Origin of the sequence: Parvibaculum sp. (assembly GCF_049671045.1) — a bacterium.
Taxonomy (GTDB): Bacteria; Pseudomonadota; Alphaproteobacteria; order Parvibaculales; family Parvibaculaceae; genus Parvibaculum.
Window position 1 is genome coordinate 1 of record NZ_JBATUH010000111.1, and the last position, 20,571, is coordinate 20,571.

At 65.0% G+C, this 20,571-nt stretch carries 15 protein-coding genes; 6 read left to right on the top strand and 9 right to left on the bottom strand.

The window, feature by feature from the left end:
- Positions 1 to 48 precede the first annotated feature (48 nt).
- The 3 genes from WBG82_RS12515 (at position 49) to WBG82_RS12525 (ending at position 3,790) form a co-directional block, all read left to right on the top strand.
- Positions 49 to 684, top strand: coding sequence for a peroxiredoxin (locus WBG82_RS12515; protein WP_324300330.1), 636 nt, complete (start codon positions 49 to 51; stop codon positions 682 to 684).
- Positions 685 to 848: 164 nt separating this feature from the next.
- The gene (locus tag WBG82_RS12520; protein WP_424424850.1) at positions 849 to 2,750 is read left to right on the top strand and encodes an alkyl/aryl-sulfatase; all 1,902 of its coding nucleotides are present in this window, start codon (positions 849 to 851) and stop codon (positions 2,748 to 2,750) included.
- A gap of 14 nt (positions 2,751 to 2,764) precedes the next feature.
- The gene (locus WBG82_RS12525; protein ID WP_424424851.1) at positions 2,765 to 3,790 is read left to right on the top strand and encodes an NADP-dependent oxidoreductase; all 1,026 of its coding nucleotides are present in this window, start codon (positions 2,765 to 2,767) and stop codon (positions 3,788 to 3,790) included.
- Positions 3,791 to 3,811: 21 nt separating this feature from the next.
- On the opposite strand, the gene WBG82_RS12530 is transcribed toward WBG82_RS12525, so the two are convergent.
- The 3 genes from WBG82_RS12530 to WBG82_RS12540 all read right to left on the bottom strand — a co-directional run bounded on the left by WBG82_RS12530 (position 3,812) and on the right by WBG82_RS12540 (position 6,581).
- Positions 3,812 to 4,999, bottom strand: a complete 1,188-nt coding sequence (locus WBG82_RS12530; RefSeq protein WP_424424852.1) for a PAS domain S-box protein — start codon at positions 4,997 to 4,999, stop codon at positions 3,812 to 3,814.
- A 65-nt stretch (positions 5,000 to 5,064) separates the two neighbouring features.
- Positions 5,065 to 6,168, bottom strand: coding sequence for a ferritin-like domain-containing protein (locus WBG82_RS12535; protein ID WP_424424853.1), 1,104 nt, complete (start codon positions 6,166 to 6,168; stop codon positions 5,065 to 5,067).
- 92 nt (positions 6,169 to 6,260) lie between these two features.
- Positions 6,261 to 6,581: a 2Fe-2S iron-sulfur cluster-binding protein gene (locus WBG82_RS12540; protein WP_424424854.1), complete on the bottom strand. Its 321-nt coding sequence runs from the start codon at positions 6,579 to 6,581 to the stop codon at positions 6,261 to 6,263.
- Between the two features lie 483 nt (positions 6,582 to 7,064).
- On the opposite strand from WBG82_RS12540, the gene WBG82_RS12545 reads away from it, so the two are divergent.
- A complete protein-coding gene (locus WBG82_RS12545; protein ID WP_424424855.1) occupies positions 7,065 to 7,436 on the top strand; it encodes a hypothetical protein in 372 nt (123 codons plus the stop codon).
- Positions 7,437 to 7,497: 61 nt separating this feature from the next.
- Here the strand turns inward: WBG82_RS12545 and WBG82_RS12550 are convergent, their stop codons facing one another.
- The gene (locus tag WBG82_RS12550) at positions 7,498 to 11,697 is read right to left on the bottom strand and encodes a translocation/assembly module TamB domain-containing protein (RefSeq protein WP_424424856.1); all 4,200 of its coding nucleotides are present in this window, start codon (positions 11,695 to 11,697) and stop codon (positions 7,498 to 7,500) included.
- Entirely contained in the window at positions 11,697 to 13,526 is a 1,830-nt protein-coding gene (locus tag WBG82_RS12555; protein ID WP_424424857.1) for an autotransporter assembly complex protein TamA, read from the bottom strand. The genes WBG82_RS12550 and WBG82_RS12555 overlap by 1 nt, the downstream gene beginning before the upstream one ends.
- Before the next feature lie 217 nt (positions 13,527 to 13,743).
- Between WBG82_RS12555 and WBG82_RS12560 the strand changes: the two genes are divergently transcribed.
- Entirely contained in the window at positions 13,744 to 14,445 is a 702-nt protein-coding gene (locus tag WBG82_RS12560) for a TetR/AcrR family transcriptional regulator (protein ID WP_424424858.1), read from the top strand.
- Between the two features lie 9 nt (positions 14,446 to 14,454).
- Here WBG82_RS12560 and WBG82_RS12565 read toward each other — a convergent pair whose 3' ends face one another.
- From WBG82_RS12565 to WBG82_RS12580, 4 genes are all read right to left on the bottom strand, one after another.
- Complete coding sequence (locus WBG82_RS12565; protein ID WP_424424859.1) at positions 14,455 to 15,441, bottom strand: formylglycine-generating enzyme family protein; 987 nt, start codon at positions 15,439 to 15,441, stop codon at positions 14,455 to 14,457.
- 34 nt (positions 15,442 to 15,475) lie between these two features.
- Positions 15,476 to 17,146: a sulfatase-like hydrolase/transferase gene (locus WBG82_RS12570; RefSeq protein WP_424424860.1), complete on the bottom strand. Its 1,671-nt coding sequence runs from the start codon at positions 17,144 to 17,146 to the stop codon at positions 15,476 to 15,478.
- Positions 17,147 to 17,283: 137 nt separating this feature from the next.
- Positions 17,284 to 18,174 (bottom strand): alpha/beta fold hydrolase, encoded by an 891-nt coding sequence (locus WBG82_RS12575; RefSeq protein ID WP_424424861.1) that lies wholly within the window; start codon positions 18,172 to 18,174, stop codon positions 17,284 to 17,286.
- Between the two features lie 116 nt (positions 18,175 to 18,290).
- Complete coding sequence (locus WBG82_RS12580; protein WP_424424862.1) at positions 18,291 to 19,139, bottom strand: SDR family NAD(P)-dependent oxidoreductase; 849 nt, start codon at positions 19,137 to 19,139, stop codon at positions 18,291 to 18,293.
- A gap of 190 nt (positions 19,140 to 19,329) precedes the next feature.
- Here WBG82_RS12580 and WBG82_RS12585 point away from each other — a divergent pair, with 190 nt between their 5' ends.
- Positions 19,330 to 20,547, top strand: coding sequence for an acyl-CoA dehydrogenase family protein (locus tag WBG82_RS12585; protein ID WP_424424863.1), 1,218 nt, complete (start codon positions 19,330 to 19,332; stop codon positions 20,545 to 20,547).
- Positions 20,548 to 20,571: the final 24 nt, after the last annotated feature.

The window sequence follows — 20,571 nt, forward strand, 5'->3', positions numbered from 1 at the left end:
CGAATTACCGTGTTGGCCTCGACGGCAATAGCAGAAGGAGAACCTTCCATGTCCGTTCAGCTGGGCGACACCGCCCCCGATTTCGAGGCCGACACGACCGAAGGCCACATCAAATTCCATGACTGGATCGGCGACAAATGGGCAATTCTGTTTTCCCATCCGCGCGACTTCACGCCCGTCTGCACGACCGAGCTTGGCTATGTGGCGCGGCTGAAGCCGGAATTCGACAAGCGCAATGTGAAGGCGATCGGACTTTCGATCGATCCGGTCGACTCGCACAAGAAATGGTCGGAGGATATTCGCGAGACGCAGGGCTCCGCGCTCAACTTCCCCATCATCGCCGACCCCGACCGCAAGGTCGCTGGCCTCTACGGCATGATGCATCCGAAGCATGACGAGGTTTACACCGTCCGCACCGTCTTCGTGATCGATCCGGCAAAGAAGATCCGCCTGACCATCACCTATCCGCAGACGACGGGGAGAAATTTCGATGAGATCCTCCGCGTGATCGACAGCCTTCAGATGACCGACGGTTATGCGGTTGCGACGCCGGTGAACTGGAAGCCGGGCGATGACGTCATCATCGTCAACTCGGTTACCGATGAAGCGGCCAAGACGAAATTTCCGAAAGGCTGGAAGGCGCTGAAGCCCTATCTCAGGCTGACGCCAGATCCGCGCCGCTGAACCCGTCTCGTCGGGCAATCGACAGGGGCCGGCCGCTCGCGCCGGCCCTTTTCTTTCCTCATTCCGGCACGGTGCGCGTCATTATCGATTCAGTGGGCTGCGATAATGCTCTAGTCTCCCGCAAAAGGGACGAACCCTGGCGAAGAAACCGTTGGAGAGGGGCGATGCCGACACCCAAGGATGCCACAGAAGCCACCTGTCGCGCGCATGCGCATGTGCGCGCATCGCTACCCGCAGACACGGGCGCCGATTTTGAAAATTCGAGGCGCGGTTTCATCGACACCATCCCCGATGCGAAGTCGCTCAACGAGGCGGGCTTTCCGGTGTGGGATATGGGGCAGTTCGCCTTCGAGGTGGAAGGAAGCGAAGCGCCCGATACGGTCAATCCGAGCCTCTGGCGGCAGGCGCAGCTCAATTCGATCCACGGCCTCTTCAAGGTGACGGACGGCATCTATCAGGTCAGGAATTTCGATCTTTCGAACATCACTTTCATCGAGGGCGAGAAGGGCATCATCGTCATCGATCCGCTGATCTCGTCGGAGACGGCGCGCTCGAGCCTCGATCTCTATCGCAAGCACAGGGGCGAGAGGCCCGTCACCGCCGTCATCTACACGCATTCCCATGTCGACCATTATGGCGGCGTGAAGGGCGTGCTCACCGACGATGACCTTGCGCGCGGGGACGTGCGCATCATCGCGCCGGAAGGTTTTCTCGAACATGCGGTGAGCGAGAACGTGCTTGCCGGCAACGCGATGGGCCGCCGCGCAACCTATATGTATGGCGCGCTCCTGCCGCGCGGGCCGAAGGGGCATGTCGATGCGGGCCTCGGCAAGACCGTCTCTCTCGGTCAGGTCAGCCTCGTGCCGCCAAACGAGATCATCCGGCGCACGGGCGAGAAGCTCGTCGTCGACGGCGTTGAGATCGTCTTCCAGATGACACCCGACACCGAAGCGCCAGCGGAAATGAATTTCTTCTTCCCCGGCATGAAGGCGCTCTGCATGGCGGAGAACTGCTCCTGCCACCTGCACAACATCTACACGCCGCGCGGCGCGCAGGTGCGCGATGCGAAAAGCTGGAGCTACTACATCAACGAGGCGATCGAGCTTTTCGGTGGCGACACGGATGTGCTCTTCGCCAGCCATCACTGGCCGCGCTGGAGCCGTGGCGAGGTCATCACCTATCTCGAAAAGCAGCGCGATCTCTACAAATACATTCACGACCAGACGCTGCGCCTCGCCAATCACGGCCTGACGCCGCTCGAGATCGCAGAGGAAATCGCCCTGCCGCCGACGCTCGCGAGCGAGTGGTACACGCGCGATTATTACGGAACGCTGAGCCACAATGCGAAGGCCGTCTATCAGCGCTATCTCGGCTGGTTCGATGGCAACCCGGCCCATCTCCGTCCCCTGCCGCCTGTCGAGGCGGCGAACCGCTATGTCGAGTTCATGGGCGGCGCGGATGCGCTTCTTAGCAAGGCGCGGGTCTCCTACGACAAGGGCGACTATCGCTGGGTTGCGGAAGTCGTGAACCATCTGGTCTTCGCCGACCCCGCCAATGCAGAGGCGCGGCACCTTCAGGCCGATGCGCTGGAACAGCTTGGCTATCAGGCGGAGTCGGGTCCCTGGCGCGGTTTCTATCTCACCGCGGCGATGGAGCTTCGCAATCCGCGTCCGCCCTCGCCGACGCCGCGCCCGGGCGCAAGCGGCCAGGTGCGCGCGCTGCCCGCCGAGCAGCTTCTCGACTCGCTCTCCGTCCGCCTCAACGGGCCGAGGGCGGGCGCGAAGCGCTATGTCTTCAATGTGAGCTTCACCGATAGCGGCGAGACCTTTCTCCTTTCGCTCGAAAACGCCGTCCTCCATCACGCCAGGGGCAAGAAGAGCGCGAAGCCCGATGCGAGCCTCAGCATCGCGAAGCCTGCTTTCGCCGAACTCGTCCTCCACGAAAAGAAGCTCGATGCGCTGATCGCGGCGAAGCTTGCAAGCGTGGACGGCGATGCGGCGGCGCTCGCCGATTTCGTCGAGCTGCTCGACATCTTCGACTTCTGGTTTGAAATCGTAATGCCGTAATGGAAAGGCCGAACATGAAGAACGATGTGAACCGCCAATTCCGCCTGAAGTCGCGCCCCTCGGGCAGGATCAAGACTTCGGACTTTGATCTCGTGCGCGAGCCGCTGCCCGAGCCGGGACCGGGCGAGGCGCTGGTGCGGGTCGTCTATCTCAGCCTCGATCCGACGAACCGGATCTGGATGAGCGACATGGATCAGTACATGCCGCCGGTCGAGCTTGGCGAGGTCATGCGCGGCGGCGGCATCGGCGTCGTAGTGAAGTCGAATTCTCCGCGCTACAAGGCCGGCGATCATGTGTCGGGCCTCACCGGCTGGCAGGACTACTGCATCGCCGATGAAGGCGCGCGCGCCATGAGCGTACTCCCTCAGGGCCTGCCCGTGCCGCTGACGGCGATGCTCGGCGCCTGCGGCATGACGGGCCTCACCGCCTATTTCGGCCTGCTTGAGCTTGGCAAGCCGAAGCCGGGCGAAACGGTCGTCGTCTCGGCGGCGGCGGGCGCGGTCGGTTCGGTCGTCGGCCAGATCGCGAAGATCAAGGGCTGCCGCGCGGTCGGTATCGCAGGCGGGCCGGAGAAGTGCCGCTTCATCACCGAGGAACTGGGCTTCGATGCGGCGATCGACTACAAGCGGCCGGACTGGAAGGAGCGGCTCGCCGAGGCGACGCCCAACGGCATCGACGTCAATTTCGAGAATGTCGGCGGCGAGATCATGGAAGCCGTCATGGCACGGATGAACCTCTTCAGCCGCATGCCGCTTTGCGGAATGATCTCCGGCTATAACACCGATCAGCCGATGCGCGCCGACTATTCCCCGATCCTGATGCGCCGCATCACCGTTCGCGGCTTCATCGTCGTCGACTTCATGGAGAAATTCGCGGAAGGCGCGATGCAGCTCGCCCAATGGGTCGCCGAAGGCAAGATCCGGCATCGCGAAACCATTGTCGATGGCCTGGAGGCGGCGCCCACCGCCGTCAACAAGCTTTTCGACGGCGAGAACATCGGCAAGCTCATCGTCAAGGTGGCCGACCCGGCAAGCCTTTGACGAGGCGGCGGCGTCACCTGATCAGAAGACCTGGCCGGTGACGTCGCGCCCCTCGGGCACGATATAGACGACCTCTCCGCTCGCATCCTTCACGGGCACGAGCGAAAGGTCGATCTTGTGCGTTTCGCCGTCCGTCCGGACCTCCGTGGTGTAGCGCACCGTCTCGCCGCGCGCGCAGGCGGCGATCGCAGCCTTGAGGCGCTGGCGGGCGAAGTCGTCGGTCGTGAACTCGCCGCCCGCCCATGGCAGATCCCAGAGCGCCAGACCCTCGAGCCTTGCCGTACCTTCCGTGAGCGCGCGGCCCGCGCGATTGATTTCGAGAACCGTGCCGTCGGGGCTGAGCAGGCCGATGGCCTCGAAGGCGTGATCGAAGATCGCGCGGAAGCGCCTCTCGCTTTCCCGCAGCCGCTCCTGCGCCCTCTTGCGCTCGGTGATGTCGCGCAAATGCGCCGTATAGGTGATGTTGCCGCCGACCGTGACCTTGGTGATCGTGGCCTCGAGCGGAAATTCCTCGCCATTCTTGCGCAGGCCCGTGATCTCACCGCGCTGGTTCATCAGCCGCGACGATATTTTCCCCGCGCCGAAAGTTTCGACCTGCTCGACATGGCGCTGGCGATAGCGCTCGGGCAGCAGCATTTCGAGGGGCTTGTCCAGAACCTCCTCCGCCTTGTAGCCGAATGTCTGCTCGGCCTTGAGGTTGAAGAAGGTGATCTTCTGCTCCGCATCGACGGAGACGATCGCGTCCTCCGCGATCATGAGAATGCGCGAGGCCTTGAGATGCGCTTCCTTGAAGGCGATCTGTTCCTGCCGCCGGGCGGTATTGTCGCGGAAGGTGATGAGAAAGCGCCGCTCGCCGCCGATTTCAGTCTCGGCCACGCGCACATCGACGGGCATTTCGTGGCCGGCCTTCGTCTTGCCGATGAGGTCAAGAAAGCGCGACTGCATATGGTCGGGCTCAGCGGCCCAGCGCGCGAGCCACTTCACCGGATCCGCGCGGCGGCCGGGTTGCTGCGGCACGAGCATGGTGATGGAGCGGCCGACGACTTCGTCCGCGCGATAGCCGAGAAGTTTCTCCGACGCCGGATTGAAATAGGTGATCTCGCCCTCGGGAGTGGCGATGATGATCGCCTCCGGCACATTCGCGACGATAGCGCGGAAGAAAGCGCCGCTCCGCGTATCGTCCATGCTGGTTTCGTTCATATCGGTCATGAGCCTTTCTGCCCGGCAGAAGGGAGATCCCGCCCCGGCGCCCCACCGGGGCGGGATCCGTGCCGTCACTCGGCCGCGGCCGCCTCGCCGGTCGGGTGACCGCCTTCCATGGCGATGAGGACGCGCGGATCGTCGAAGACGGGAATGCCCGCTTCCTCATATTTCTTGAGCACCGTCGGCGTGAGCAGGCCGACACGCGCGATGGCCGGCATCATCAGGTCCTTGAGCGCGTGAACCTGTCCGGGCGGCAGCGTCTGGGCGACGCCTTCGTCGGCCGCTTCCTGCAGGCCCTTGAAGAAGTCGTTCGGGTCGATGCCGCTATTCTCCAGCACCTGCATGAAGCCGGGGTCCACGCGATTGGCGATCGTGCCCGCCGTCTGCGCCTGAACGAGAATGTTGACAGCGTTGAAGGCGAACTCCGCGAGGTCCTCCACATCGTCCTTGTGCAGCTTCTTGATCACCGGTCCGAGGAACACATGGCCGAAGGATACGTGCCGCGACTCGTCGCGCATGACGTTGAAGGTGAGCTGCTTCAGAAGCGGGCAGGTGGTCGAGCGGTACATGTTGTTGAAGGCGCCGAGCGCGAGCCCCTCGACGACCATGTTCATGCCGATCATCACCTTCTCATAGCGGTCCGACTGCAGTGTGGCGTCGATCAGCGCCTTGAGCCAGGGCGACATCGGATAGACCATGGCGATCTTGTCGCAATATTTGGAATAGACCTCGACATGGCGGGCCTCGTCCATGGTCTGCGTCGCCGCATAGAGTTTCGCGCCCGCATCGGGCACCGAATGGGTGACGCAGGCCGCAGTCATCAGCGCGCCCTGTTCGCCATGCAGGAATTGCGAAAGGAGCTGCGCCGTCGAATGCGCGGTGAAGGTTTCCTGCTGCGACTTCGACAGCTTCTTGAAGAAGGGCATCTTGTGATAGATGTCCTGCTCATTGTTGATGAGGGGCTTCGAGGGGTCGACCGGCGTGTCCCAGGGCAGAAGATCGTCCGCATCCCACTGGTTCTGCTTCGCGCGCTTGTAGAGATCGGCGACCTTCTCCTCGCCGAAGATGTAGTCGAAATGCCAGGCGATATCCATGGGATGGCGGTAGATGTCGTCCGGCGTCATCGTGACTTTCCAGTCGCCCTTCCGGACGACCTTCTCTGTCTTCGCGTTCATTGCCTTTCCTCCGCTGTGGGGCCGCTCGTTGACGCGCGGCCGGTGAAGCCTTCTCGGATGCGCGGAGCCTGGGCGTCCGCGCGGAGCGCAACTCAGTACTGGCGGGCAGGCGTGCGCACGACGAGGCCGTCGAGCGTTTCGTCCACCTTGATCTGGCAGGACAGGCGGCTGTTTTCTTTGACGTCGAAGGCGAAATCGAGCATGTCGCGCTCGAGTTCTTCCATGGGCGGAACTTTTCCGGCCCATTCGCCTTCGACATAGACATGGCAGGTGGCGCAGGCACAGGCGCCGCCGCAATCGCCATCGATTCCCGGAATGGTGTAGCGCACGGCGCCTTCCATCACGGAAAGGCCGTTCGGTACATCGACCAGATGTTCGGTGCCGTCGAACTCGATATACTTGATCTTCGTCATGGGGCGCCGTCTTCCCGTCTCGTTCCTTGCCGCCTCTTTTTCGCGACCGTTCTGCCCGGTTGACCGGATCCCGGCGAGGCGGATACCCATGAAAAAACTGTACCTATTCCGGAGAGCCTGCCTCTGCGGCAGAGTGTCCAAAGCGGTTCCGCGGGGTGCGACAGATGGTCCGCGACAGGCGAGGGCCTGCTCGGATTGAATTTCATTCGCAGTCGGGCGGCCGCCTCGCGCCTACGCCGCCATCCTTTTTAATTCGTAAACTGAACAATTGGGGGCGGTTCCGCTTCCGGCCGCGAGGGCGGGAAAGTCACGGGGTGCGGGCAGTGGGTCTGCCGCCGGGGAGGGCCCGCTTGGGTTCGGCCGGATGGCCCGGAAAGTGGTCGAAATGCAACTATACGGGCGCGGCGGGCATTCCTATATTGAGGGCAACGGGTTGCCAGGAAAGGGCGCTGACACATGACATATCGGGTAACGAGGCCCTTGATGGCCATCGGCGCGGCGGCATTTCTGGCGGCCGCAATTGGCACGGCGGCCATGGCGGCGGATGCCGGCGGGTCGAGCCAGGCCCCGGAAAATGCCGCGCCGCAGCAGAGCGGCGATCAGACCTTTGAGATCCACGACGCGCCGGATTCGCCGCCCGTCAACTACCGCTCGAACGAGGACAAGCGCTACGCCACGCCGCAGCAGCACGATGCGGAGATGTATGCCGAACAATACGAGCAGAAGCGTCGCGAGGAAGCGCTTCGCCAGAAGAAGCTGCTGGACAACATGAACCGGATTCAGCCCCGTGGCGGCCGTCTCGACGGCACGAGCGGCGGGCGCGACGAAACCTACCCCTCCCGCTCGCCCTTCTGAGGCCGAAGGACGGCATGAAAAGGCCGGACGGCTTCGGCGCATGGAGAGGCGCTGAGGCCGTTCAGTAATCCCACTTCCAGTTGACGCCGACATCGCCGGAGGCGTCCTGCCCGATCCGGGTGTCGACGCTGATCTGGGGCGTGATCTCGATCTCGACCTTGACCGAGGAATCGCTGGCGAGCGTGCCCTGTTCGACGCCCACATAGACACCCTTCTGGATATATTTGCCCGCGGCGACGGTCGTCGCGCCCGACTGGGCCGTGCCGACCTGAAGCACGTCGAGGCCGAGCGATTTCTGGATCGCGTCGAGCACGCCCACCCCGCCGAGCCCGCCCTTGCCCGAAAGCTGCGCAAGCGTATTGGCGAGCTGCGCGGCTTCCATGGCTGTGAGTTCGCCCGCCCCCTTGTCGAAGAGAATCCGGGAGAGGATTTCGTCGCGCGGCAGATCGGGCGTCGAGGTAAACGCGATTTCCGGCGCCGAGCTTCGCCCGCTGACCGCGATTGTCGCCGTAAGGTCGCTGCGCGCATAGGCGAGGTTCACGTCGATGTCGGGGTCGATGGGCGCGCGGTCGAGAAAGCGCACCGCGCCCTTCTTGAGCGCGAAGCTCTTGCCTGCGAGATCGAAACTGCCGCGCAGGCTCGTGAGCGTGCCGCCTATGCGCGGATTTTCGGCGCGTCCGCCAATGGTGAGATCGCCCGTCCAGAGAGAGTCGAGATTGCGGCCGCTGACCCGGGCCGGGCTTCCAATCTTCACGCCGAGATCGAGCAGGAGCGGCAGCGGCGACGATTTCTCGGACGTTGCGCGTCGCGAGGGCGCGCCATTGATCTCGACGACGTCGATTTCGGCGACGCTGCCGGGCAGCCGATCGGGAATGTGGATTTCTGCCTGCGTCGTCGTCAGCGCGCCTTTGAGCGTGAGCGGCGTCTCCTCCGTCGGTGGAAAGGCGGGCCCCATGAGTTCGAGCTTGCCGTCGAAGGAGATGTCGGCCTCCGCGGTCTGCACGAGCCGCGCCTTGGCGAATGTGGCGTTGATGGAGATGGCCGGGAAGGCGCTCCGGGCGAGGCGCACATCGCCTGCGGCAGAAACGCGCCCCTTGCCGCCGTCGCTCGCCTCGAGCATGAAATGGAGGCTTTCGTCCTCGCGTCCCTCCAGATCGATCGAAAGGTTCCGGAGCATCGTGCCGCTGTCGAAATTCTCATAGACGCCATTGGCGACCGTGGCGCGGCCGCTGACGCGCGGCGCGGAAATGTCGCCGCCCGCGCTGAGCGCGATCTTCGCATCGCCGCTCAGTTGCTGGCCCTGCACATCGGCAAGCGCGACGAGCGAGGCGAGGGGGCCCTCCCAGTCGAGATTGGCCGAGACGGCGCCCTTCTGTGCGAGCATCGGCCATGCGCCCTCGGGATCGCGAATGAGCGGCAGCGACGCCTTCAGGTCGAAGGGCGATGTCGAAACGCCCTCGGCCCGCGCGGCAAGGTCGAGGCGGCCCTTCGCCCAGCTCCCGTCGAGCGTCGCGTTGAAGGCGGGCCGCTCGCGCTCATCGGCGCTTGCAAGCTGCACGCCATCGAAGCGCAGGCTCAATGCGCCCGTGCCCTTGGCGCTGTCGAGGTCCATCCTCCCGGCCGCCGTGCCATGCGCCGCTTGCGAGAGGAAGAGCGGCGTCACCAGCTCGAGTGGAAGATGTTCCGTATCGAGATGAAGCCGAACGGTCCGCGCGCCGAGCGCGATGTCGGCGCGGGTGCGCCCCGCGCCGGAGGGGCCTTTCATGTCGAAGCTCGCGCCGCTGATGGAAAGCCCCTTGCTCACATCGAGCGTGACGGGCTCGGCCAGTACCATCGAACTTTGGCCGATCGAGAAGGCGAGCGTGGAGACCGTGAGCCGGTCCCCGGCCGACGCGAAAAGCGCCGCCGCTTCGAGCGACACCGCTTCCGACTTGAAGCTCTCGCGCGTGCCGGAAACATTGGCCGTGAGTGCGAGCGCGGAGAGCGGCCCCTGAGCCGTCGCGCCGAAGGAGGTGAGCCGCGTCACCCCCGCCTGTCCCGATGCGGCCGCAAGCTTGCCGTCGATCTCGGCCTTGCCGTTGATATCGCTCGCCTTCGCCTTCAGGCTGACGCGATCGAGCGTCAGCATGTCCTCTTCTATCGTCATGCGCGGCGCGTCGAGGCTGAGAGAGATATTCTGCCGGCCCTTGTTCGCTTCGGCGTCGAGCGCCACTGTGCCCGTGCCTGCGAGGCCGAGGCCCGCGAAACGGGAGAGCGCCGCCAGCGGCGCGTTCTCGCCCTTAAGCGCGCCGGTGACGAGCCCGTCCGCGGTCATGGCGACATCGCCCGCGAGCGGAAGGCCGAAGAGATCGGCCCTGAGCGCCTCGAGCCGCGCGCCGCCTTCGGCCGGAAGCGCCAGCGTTGCGTCGAGCGCCGCCTTGCCGTCCGCGCCGTCGAGGCGGAAGGAGAGCGGCCCCGAACCGGCGACGGTCGCCGTCGCATCGAGCGTCGCGAGCTGCGCATCGAAGCCCGCAATGCTGCCCTTCGACAATTCGGCCTTCAGCGCGAGAGAGGGCGCGGCCAGCGTTCCGCCGATCGTCGCATCGGCCTTGAGCGCGCCGGAAACCTCCTCGCCGCCGGGAAGCTTCGTGGCATCGCCGGTTTCAAAATGCGCCTCGCCTGAAAGCATGTCAGTCGGACCACTGGCGAGATTTCCCCGGAGGTGGAAATGTCCCGATGCGGGCGTGACCGTGAAGGAGGGAAGGGCGAACCCGCCCTCCTTCGGCAGGATGATCGAGCCATCGGCGCCGAGCGCATTGCCCGCAAGCCGGTTGAGCGTCTCGTCGGCGAAGTCGAGCGAGCGTCCTTCCAGGGTGAAGTCGCCGGCGAATTCGCCTGCGGGATCGAGCGCAAAGGGAGAGAGCGCGATCTTCGCCTCGCCCGCGAGCTTCTGCCCCGCAAGCGCGCCGAAGGGAGCGAGATCGGAGATTGACGCATCTGCCTTGCCCTTGGCGGTGCTGCCGTCGAGCGCCGCCTCGCCCGAGAGGCGCATCTCACCCGCGGGCGCGCTGATCGTGGCTTCGGCGATGCGGGCGATGTTGGCGCGCATGTCGAGCGTCGCGCCGATGCGCCATGCGAGCGAGGCAAGCGCGGCATTGCCCGGCGCATCGAGAAGCCGGTCGAGACCGGCGAGCGTGCCTTCCGCGCGGAGGTCATGCGGCACGGCGGATGAGGCATTGGCGATGGCGGCCGATCCTTCGAGCCGGAGTTTGCCTGCGGCAACGGCGATATTGTCGAGCTTCAGCCTGTCGTCGCGGCCCCAGCCGATCTTCGCGGCGGCTTCGATGACGCGCGGCCGCCCGAGATCGGCGAGAAGCCGCGCCGCCATCTCGCCCTCCGCCCTGGCGCTCGCCTCGATGTCGAGGGCGCTGTCCCAGCGGCCTTCGGCGCGCGCCTTGATGGCAATGGCCTTGCCGCCGTCGATCCGCGCATTCCCGTTGACTTGGCCGTTCTCGTTTCGCGCAGCGGCATCGATGCTCAGGCGCTCGACGCCTTCGAGTTTCGCGAGCGTCGCGATGAGGCCGGGCTTTCCCGCCGCGCCATCCTCACCCTGCACACGAAGATCGAGCCCGCTATTGCGCCGGTCGAAGAAGATCCGCGCCTCGATCTTTCCGGGCGTGCGGTCCGTTCTCGCGGCGGCAAGCGAAAGATCGATCTGGCTCTGTGTGAGGAGGAGACGGGCATCGGCGTCGAGCGTTGCGAGCGTCCCTCGCGCCTGCGGGTCGGCGAGCGCTTTGCCGAGCGAGAGCTTCTCGAACTTCGCGTCATCTATCTCGATGGCGAAGGGAAGCACGGGCAGGCTGAAGCCGCTCGTCTCTTGCGCGGGTTCCGCGCTCCGGGGCGCGCGCGAAACATCGAGCCCGCTGACGGCAAGCCGCTCGATCCGGAATCTTGCTGCGAGGAGCGCCGCCGGCCGCCAGCGAAGCTCCGCGCTGTCGAGCGAGAGCCATTGGCCTTCGGCATCACTCACCGTGAGCCGTTTCACGAGGAGCGTGGTCGGCCAGCGGCCTTCCAGGTCGCCGATCGAGATCCTGGCGGCGCCGCGATTGACCTCCGCCAGCGCACGTTCGAGCGCGGCGTGGCGGAGCGGCGCGATGTTGAGCGCGGCAAGCGCGAGCGCCACGAACATGAGCGCGAGCGCGCCCGTGCCGAAGAAGACGGCGCCCGCGGCGCGCGCAATGCCGGTCGTGTCGCGAAGATCGGGTGATGCGCGCACTGCCATCAGAAAGCCTGCCCGAGCGAGAAATAGACCTGAAAGGCATCGTCGATGCCGTGCCGCCGGTTCAGCGGCACGCCGACATCGGCGCGTATGGGTCCGATCGGCGTGTAATAACGCAGACCCAGTCCCGCGCCCCATTGAAGCTGCCGGTTGAACTTCGGCGTCAGCGTCGAATAGGCATTGCCGCCGTCGAGAAATGCGACGACGCCGATCTCGCGGGTAATGCGATAGCGCGCCTCGGTGCTCGCCTCGAAAACGGACCTCGCGCCGAGCGGCTTGTTGTTGGCATCGAGCGGGCCGACGAGTTGGTAGGCATAGCCGCGGATGGAGCCGCCGCCGCCCGCGTAGAAGCGCACCGATCCCGGCACGTCGAGCGTCTTCTGCGCCAGCATGGTGCCGTAGCGCCCGCGAAATGCGAGCGTGAGGTCGGGTCGTGTGCCGAAGCTCCAATAGGCCGTGCCCGTCGTCTCGATCTTGGTGAAGGCGACGGGTGTGCCGCTCCGCCCGGCATAGGGCGTCAGCGCAAGCGCGAGGCGCGTTCCCTCCGTCGGGTCGAGAAGATTGTTGCTGCCGTCATATCGCATGGTGAGCGGAAGGCCGAAAAGTTCGTAGGCGTGGTAGCCGGTGCTGTCGTCGGTTCGCTCGATCTCGAAGGAGACGCCCGCGCTCGCATCGAGATTGGGACGCAGCTTCCGCGCAAGGCCGATTGCGGCCTTCACCCTGTTCTCGCGATAGGCGTCGGTGTCCTCATGCGCGATCTCGAAATCAGCGAGAAGGTTCTGATCGTCGCGCAGAAAATGCGGCTTGTTGAAATGAGCGCCCGCAAGCTGCTCGATCTCGGCGATGTTGAGATCGAGATGAAGCTTCTCGCCTGCTCCAAGGACATTCCGGTGCTCCCAGAAGCTGCGCACGCCCGGCCCCTCATTCGACGACCAGGTCGCGCCGACGCCGACCGAGCGGTGGGGGCGCTCGCTGAGCGTGAGCTTCTGGGGCACGGCGTCGCCTACCGCCTCGCCGGTTTCGAGCGAAACCTGATCGAAGAGGCCGGTCTTGCGCAGCGCGGCGACGGTCTCGTCCGCCTTTCTGCGATCATAGGCATCGCCCGGTTTGAACCTGGCGAGCGAGCGGACATAGTCCGGCTTCGTCCGACCCTTGTTCTCGATCTCGATTTCGCCGAAGCGGCGCGGCTCCCCCGCCTCGATGGCGAGCGTGACATCGGCCTCGTTCGCGGCAAGATCGACCACGACCTTGCGTTCCGCGAGTTTCGGGCGCGGATGGCCGCGATTTTCCAGTTGCGCCAGCGCCGCATTGGTGAGGTCGATCACACGTTGCGCGCGCGCGGCCCTGCCGGGTTTCAGTCCGAGCGCCGCCCCGTCATGCGGCAACGACGCCTCGTCCGACGGGTGATCTGGATAGGTGATGGCGAAGCTGCGGATCATGGTGCGCGGGCCGAGCGAGACGCGATAGACGACATCGAAGCGCCCGCCCGCTGCTTCCTGAATCACGGGCTCGGCGGTGCCGTTGTAATAGCTCTCGGACCGCAGGACCTGGATCATGCGATTGGCATCGCCGGTTGCCCGCCGCCGCAACTGGCCGAGCGTCGGCGGAGGCGGCGCCTTCCCCTTGCCGAGCGTGATGGCGTCTTCGAGAAGCGCGCGCAGTTCGTCCGGGATCTTCCTGCCTTCGATCCGCGTCGTGAATTCGAGCTCACCGGAGGGCTTCTCCGCATGCGCCTTTGCCGCCATGGGTTGCGAGCCGGCATGCGAAGGCGCCGCAGCGACGCCGAGCGCGGCGAGGAGGGCGAGGCTCAGCGGCGCGGCGGCGCCCCGCATGGGCGCGAAAGACGATGCGTCAACCCGCGCGTCGAACGCTCCCGCGACCCGTTGGAAGCGCGCCGCGGCCTCCACGAGCGGGTGACGTTGTGCACGGGAAAAACCCGGTTGGAACAGCCGGGAAAAGTTCGTACGAAGCATAAAGAGATCATAAGGTGCTTCGGAGATATGCCGAAGCTCTCTTGACCGGTTTAATGGTGTTCATTAGGTTCGTTGCATGACGACAAAGGATAATGTGGCCACCCGGCGCGGCGATACGCGAACGCGCCTCATCGTCGCTGCCGAGAAGCTTTTCGGCGAGCGCGGCATCCATGGTGTGACCCTGAAGGAGATCAACGCCGCGGCCGGACAGCGCAACGAATCCGCGCTTCACTATCATTTCGGATCGAAGCGCGCGCTCGTCGAAGCGATCATGCGCCACCGCGTAGCGGACGTCGATCTGCGCCGGCAGGAGATGCTCGACGAACTCGTGAAGGCCGGGCAGGAGGCCGATCTGCGCGCCCTGCTGCGCGCGACCTTCATGCCGCTCCTCGAACTTCTCGGTAGCGCGGAGGGCGTGCGCTTCATCCGCTTCATGGCGGAGATCCTTCATTCGTCCGATTTCGACCTGCCGACCGTCGCGCTTCGCAGCGACTTTCCGGGAATTACGCGCGCGAACGCGCTCATCGTCGCCGCTCTTGGCGATCTCGCGCCGGAGATCGCGATCCAGCGCCAGCGCTTCATGGTCGAAATGGCGCTGAGTTCGCTTGCCATCTGGACGCGGCATCACGATGCGGCCCATGAGGTGGCGGCGCGTGACCTTTTTATCGCCAATCTCTTCGACTCGATCGTCGGTTTCCTGACCGCGCCCGTCTCGCCCGAAACGCTCGATGCCTTGAAGCGCATGGCGAACACGCCGCGCAAGCGCGAACGGAAATAGCCGGCGGGCTCAGGGCCCCGGTGCCGCGAGCACCGTCCTGAAGCCGAGATGGCTCGTCGCCAGATCCGCTTCCTGGCCCTGGCGCGATCCGCTGCGGTAGCGCATGCAGTAATTGGGCGCGCAGAGATAGGAGCCGCCCTTGATGACGCGGCGGCTTGCATCGGCCTTTCCGTTCGCATGGTTCTCGCGGTAAGGGTCCGACGTCCACTCCCAGACATTGCCGATCATGTCGTGGAGCCCATAGGCGTTGGGCTCGAAGCATCCGGCAGGCGCAAGGCCGACAAAGCCGTCATCGGCCGTGTTGATGACCGGGAAGAGCCCCTGCCAGGTATTGGCCTGTTTCGGCTGTTCGTGATCGGGCGTGCCTGACCTGCCGCCGCGCGCCGCCCATTCCCATTGCGCCTCGGTCGGAATGCTACGGCCCTTCCAGCGCGCATAGGCTTCGATGTCATCATAGGCGAGCGCGACGACGGGGAAGTTTTCGTAACTCTCGATGGAACTGCCGGGTCCCGCCGGATGGCGCCAGTTCGCGCCCGGAACATATCGCCACCACTGGCTGATATCGCCCCTGCCGTCTATGTCGTTCGGCATGATGAAGACGACCGCGCCCGGCTCGCGCATCTCCGGCGGTAGGCCGGGATGCTTCGCGGGATCGACCGGCCGCTCGGCAACCGTGACATAGCCCGTCGCCGCGACGAAGGCGGCGAACTCGGCATTGGTGACTTCGTGGCGGTCCATCCAGAAGCCCGCAACCTCCGCGCGGCGCGCGGGCCCCTCCTCGGGATAGACATTGTCGCCCATCTCGAAACTTCCGCCCGGCACCCACACCATGCCGGGGTGAGAGCCCGAACGATCCGTGGACAGATCGAGGCAGGCGCGCGGCGCGGCTTCGGCGAGCCGTGCCGCTTCCCTGCCACCCGCGCCCCATATGGCGCCGAGCGCGGCGGCGACCGCGACGGCCGCCACGGCGGCGATAATGAGGCGGGGCCTCGTCATTCGGGGCTCGTCCCCGTTGGTGTTTCGCCCGGCATCAGTTCGCCCAGTAGATATATTCGTCATCGGGCTTCGCGGGCACGCCAAGCGGATGGTCGATGGCGATCGGGCCTTCGAGGAGCGCGGGCCAGATGGGTTTTGCCTGCTCGCTGTCGATGCCGTCGAGAACCTTTTTCAGCTCCGCCGCCTTTTCGGGCTGGCTCTCCGCAAGGTTGGTCTGCTCGGTCGGGTCGGTCTTGAGGTCGAAGAGCCAGATCTTGTCCGGACGCGCCGAGACCTGGAGCTTCCAGTCGCCATCGAGCAGTACCTTGTAGTCGCCGGAGCGCCAGAAGAGCGTCTTGTGCGGCCGCCCCTCGGCCTTGCCTTCGATGAAGGGAAGAAGATTGACACCGTCGAGCACGCGGTCCGTCGGCGTCGCCGCGCCCGCGGCCGCCGCAACGGTCGAGAAGATGTCGACATGGGCCGCCGGCTGCTCGTAGCGCATGCCGCGCGGCAGGCGGGCCGGCCATTTGATGAAATAGGGCACATGGATGCCGCCTTCGAAGAAGGTCGCCTTCCAGCCGCGATAGGGCTTGTTGATATCGGGCAGGCCGATGTAGTGCGCGCCGCCATTGTCGCTGGTGAAGATGACGAGCGTGTTCTCGTCGAGGCCGTTCGCCTTGAGCGCTTCCAGAACCTTGCCGACATTGCGGTCGAGCGAGCGGATCATCGCCGCATAGACGCGCAGCCTGTGATCCTTGATCTGCGGTAGTGCGTCATAGTCGGACTTCAGCGCCTGAAGCGGCGTGTGCGGCGCGTTGAAGGAGAGATACATGAAGAACGGCCGGTTCCTGTTCGCTTCGATGACGCGCACGGCTTCATCGCCGAGATAGTCGGTCATGTAATGCGAGGGCCGGAAGCTCGGGCCGTTATTGTAGGTCACGGAGAAGGGCAGCGCCGTCCAGAGGAAGATGTCGATCGGATCAAAATCCTGCTTGGAGTTCACAACGCTCGGATCGCCGTCGCGGATATATTTCTGCGCGCCGATGAGGAAGCCGAGCCACTCGTCGAAGCCGACATCATTGGGCGTCTTGCCCGGCGTCTCGCCGAGATGCCACTTGCCGAGCATTGTCGTGTGATAGCCCTGTCCCTGCAGCAGCCGGGCGACCGTAATCTCGCTCGAGGGAAGTCCGATCCTGTCGATCGGCGGCACGTCCTTCTCGCGTTCGGCATGATAGATCGGCGCGCGCGGCTGGCCGGGCGAGCGGAAGGTGCCGACGAGCTTCTCGAAGGCGGGATGGGCGGGCGTGAACTCATAGCCGAAGCGCGTCGCATAGCGCCCGGTCATGATCGCCGCGCGCGAGGGCGCGCAGGTCGCATTGCCCGCATAGCCCTGGCTCAGCACCACGCCGTCATGCGCGATGGAGTCGATATAGGGCGTCGGCACGGCGCCGCCCGCGACGCCGCCGCCATTGAAGGTGAGATCGTTGAAGCCGAGATCGTCGGCGAGAATGACGACGACGTTCGGCTTGCGCTCGCTCGCCGCCACCTCGGCCGTCGCCGGCCCCTGCTGCCAGACGACGGGCTGGCTCGGCTTGAGGCGGAAATCGCGCAGGGTCGCGATGACGCGAACCACCAGCAGCGGGTTCGATTTGATGGCGATATAGGCGCCGCCCGCCACGATGACGGCCGCGGCGGCAATGCCGATGGCGAGATTTCTGAGCTTCACGGTTCCCCCCGTTTCGCGATGGCGGCCCGATGGGCGTGCGGGGTCGCAGCCCGGCCGGTCATGGATTAATGGTATACATTAATCCATGACCGCTGAAAAGCCGTCGCGAGGGGGAAGGCGCTCCGGGTGCGGCCTTCTCAGGCGGCGAGGAACTCGTTGGTGAGCGCCATGAATTCCTCGAGCTTGTCGTGGTGGACCCAGTGTCCGGCCCCTTCCACGGCGACGACGCGCGCATTGCGGAAATGGCGCGCCCGGCCGTCGGCGATGGGATCGCTCGCCCAGCTCTCCGTGCCGCGAATGAGCAGCGTCGGGCAGGTGATGCGCGACCAGAGATGCGTCGTCGTCTTCTCGTCGAAGCCCGCGGGCGAGAAGGCGCGGACGTAATTGTCGAACTTCCAGCTATAGCTGCCGTCCTCGTTCTGGTTGATGCCGTGGACGGTGAGATGGCGCGCCCGTTCGGGCGAAAGATGCGGGTTTTCGTCCTGCATGCGCTTCAGCGCCTCGCCGACCGAGGCATAGCGGCGCGGCTGCCGGGCGGCGAGCCCCCGCATCTCCTGAACCCATTTGTCCAGACGCTCCTCGACGCTGCCCTTCATCCGCTCGGCGATCATCTTGGGCGACGGGCCGAGGCCCTCGATGGCGATGATCTTCTTCACCGTTTCCGGATAGAGCCCCGCATAGCGCAGCGCGATGGCGCCGCCCATGGAATGGGCGATGATGGTGAGCGGCGCAAGGCCCCGCTGATGGATGAGCTGGGCGATGTCGTAGAGAAAATCGTTGATGTCATATGTACCGCCCAGCGACCATGCGCTGTCGCCATGGCCGCGCAGGTCGGGCGCGATGACGTGATAGCGGTCCTTGAGCTCGGAGGCGACCCAGTCCCAGTTGCGGCAATGGTCGCGCCCGCCATGGATGAGAAGCAGTGGCGGCGCGCCCTCATTGCCCCAATCGACATAGTGAAGCCTGAGGCGCTGCGAGAAGTAGAATTGCGACGAGGGCCCGGTCGCGCGGGGGTCTGATGGCGACATGAATGGTCCGGCAGGTTTGAGTTGCTGTGTTCGCCAGACTAACGCATCGCTCTCAGGGGCCCAAATCCGTCCGTGTCGCCGGGCGGGCTTATCGGGCCGGTCTTGTCGGGCCGGGCCTATCGTTCGGCCGCCTCGTTCTCCGTGAGGGCGCCGATGCCGGTCCGCCCGCGAAAGAGGATGCTGCCATAGGAGGCGGGCATCAGCCGCTGGATGATGTCGAGGATCTTCGCGTCGGTGCCGATCAGTATGCGGCCCTTGTTCTTCCTGATGCCGGAAATGATGACATCGGCGGCGCGCTCGGGCGTCGTCCGCGCGAGCCGGTCGAAGCCCGTCGCCGCCTCCTCGCGCACCGTCTGCTGCACGCTCTGGAGAAACCGCGCATTGCGCATGATGTTGGTCTTGATGCCGCCCGGATGGACGCAGGAGACGACGATGCCGGAGCCGCGCATTTCATGGCGGAGCGCCTCGGTGAAGCCGCGCACCGCGAATTTGGCGGAATTATAGGCGGCCTGCGTCGGCACGGCGAAAAGGCCGAAAACGCTCGATACATTGACGATATGCCCCTCGCCCTTTGCGCGGAGCTGCGGCAGGAACGCCTTGGTGCCATAGACGACGCCCCAGAAGTCGATGTTCATCAGCCACTCGAAATCCTCGAATGAGAGTTCTTCGACCCGGGCCACCTGCGCCACGCCCGCATTGTTGATGACGATGTCGGCGCCGCCAAAGGCGCTTTCGATCTCCTGGGCGAAGGCATGGACGGCATCGCGCGAGGCGACATCGACGAGATAGGTCGAAACCTGTCCCCCCGCCCTGGCGATCTGCGCCGCCGTCTCGGCAAGCCCCTCGCGGTCGACATCGACGGCGGCGACGCGAGCGCCTTCCCGCGCCAGCGCGAGCGCCGTTGCCCGGCCGATGCCGCTTGCAGCCCCCGTTATCACCGCGGTCTTGCCCCTGATTTCCGTCATTGTTCGACCCTTTGCCAACACTCATGCCGCCGGTCCGCCGGGCTCCGGCTCAAGCGGCATAAACTAAGGCAAATCGGAGGAAAGTCATCAACCGCCCATTGGGGCGTGAGGCTTGCGAACCTTTGGGGCTGGCCCGGCGCTCCCGCCTCGGAGATATTTGGCGAAGAGGGAAATGAGGGAGGAGGACGAAATGCAGGTGCAGCCGATACCGGGACTGGGCGAGGACATCAACGAGATCAGGCTTCGGACCGCGAAGATCGTGTCGGAGGAGATCATTCCCGCCGAGCCGGTTCTCTTCAAGGGCGGCGAGGAGGCGAAGGAAACGCGCCGGCGCATCGCCGCCCTTGTGAAGGAGGACGGGCTCTGGGCGCCGCACCTCCCGGAAGAATATGGCGGCATGGGCATCGGCTTTCTGAAGCATGCCTATATGAACGAGATTCTCGCCTGGTCGCCCTTTTCGGCCCGGCTTTTCGGCGTCGTCGCGCCCAATTCCGGCAATCAGAAGATCCTGCTCAAATACGGCACGCCCGACCAGAAGCGGAAATGGCTCGAGCCGCTCATTCGCGGCGAGATCGAAAGCTGCTTCTCGATGACCGAGCCGAACCAGCCGGGGTCCGATCCTTATGCGATCCAGACCCGCGCCGTGCGGGATGGCGATCATTGGGTCATCAATGGGCACAAATGGTTCACGTCGAACGCGCGCGCGGCCAACTTCGCCATCGTCATGTGCCGCACCGAGGCCTCGGACGGGAAGGGCGGCACCAAGGACAAGATGACCCAGATCATTGTCCCCATGGACACGCCGGGCGTGAACATCATCCGTTCGGTGCCCGTCTGGGGGCATACCGGCGGCGACCACTGCGAGATCAGATATGAGAATGTCCGTGTGCCGCTCGAAAACCAGCTAGGCCGCACCGGGTCGGGCCATCAGGCGGCGCAGGACCGGCTCGGCGAAGGCCGGGTCTTCCACTGCATGAACTCGATCGGCCAGATGTGGCGGGCCTTCGATCTCATGTGCAAGCGCGCCATCACGCGCGAGGTGCATGGCGGCAGGCTTGAGACCAAGCAGTTCGTGCAGGGCTTCATCGCCGACAGCTACATGGACATTCAGGCCGCGCGGCTCATGACCATTCACTGCGCCCACAAGATGGAAGATGGCCAGGACGCGCGCGTCGATATTTCGGCGATCAAGGTTTTCGTGCCGGCAGCCTTCGAGCGCGTCGTCGACCGCGCGATCCAGGTGCATGGCGCGCTCGGCGTCTCGGGCGATACGCCGCTTGCGGGCATGTATATGGGCGCGCGCACGCTCAGGATCGCCGACGGGCCGGACGAGGTTCATCGTATTGTCATCGCGAAGAACATACTTAAATGCTACCACGAAGGCGCAAACTGGGATTTCGGCGTCTAGGCTCAACCGGATTGCGGCGCGGGG

Coding starts and splice junctions, on each gene's coding strand:
- WBG82_RS12515 (WP_324300330.1), top strand. CDS start 49: ATGTCCGTTCAGCTGGGCGACACCGCCCCCGATTTCGAGGCCGACACG.
- WBG82_RS12520 (WP_424424850.1), top strand. CDS start 849: ATGCCGACACCCAAGGATGCCACAGAAGCCACCTGTCGCGCGCATGCG.
- WBG82_RS12525 (WP_424424851.1), top strand. CDS start 2,765: ATGAAGAACGATGTGAACCGCCAATTCCGCCTGAAGTCGCGCCCCTCG.
- WBG82_RS12530 (WP_424424852.1), bottom strand. CDS start 4,999: ATGACCGATATGAACGAAACCAGCATGGACGATACGCGGAGCGGCGCT.
- WBG82_RS12535 (WP_424424853.1), bottom strand. CDS start 6,168: ATGAACGCGAAGACAGAGAAGGTCGTCCGGAAGGGCGACTGGAAAGTC.
- WBG82_RS12540 (WP_424424854.1), bottom strand. CDS start 6,581: ATGACGAAGATCAAGTATATCGAGTTCGACGGCACCGAACATCTGGTC.
- WBG82_RS12545 (WP_424424855.1), top strand. CDS start 7,065: ATGGCCATCGGCGCGGCGGCATTTCTGGCGGCCGCAATTGGCACGGCG.
- WBG82_RS12550 (WP_424424856.1), bottom strand. CDS start 11,697: ATGGCAGTGCGCGCATCACCCGATCTTCGCGACACGACCGGCATTGCG.
- WBG82_RS12555 (WP_424424857.1), bottom strand. CDS start 13,526: ATGCGGGGCGCCGCCGCGCCGCTGAGCCTCGCCCTCCTCGCCGCGCTC.
- WBG82_RS12560 (WP_424424858.1), top strand. CDS start 13,744: ATGACGACAAAGGATAATGTGGCCACCCGGCGCGGCGATACGCGAACG.
- WBG82_RS12565 (WP_424424859.1), bottom strand. CDS start 15,441: ATGACGAGGCCCCGCCTCATTATCGCCGCCGTGGCGGCCGTCGCGGTC.
- WBG82_RS12575 (WP_424424861.1), bottom strand. CDS start 18,174: ATGTCGCCATCAGACCCCCGCGCGACCGGGCCCTCGTCGCAATTCTAC.
- WBG82_RS12580 (WP_424424862.1), bottom strand. CDS start 19,139: ATGACGGAAATCAGGGGCAAGACCGCGGTGATAACGGGGGCTGCAAGC.
- WBG82_RS12585 (WP_424424863.1), top strand. CDS start 19,330: ATGCAGGTGCAGCCGATACCGGGACTGGGCGAGGACATCAACGAGATC.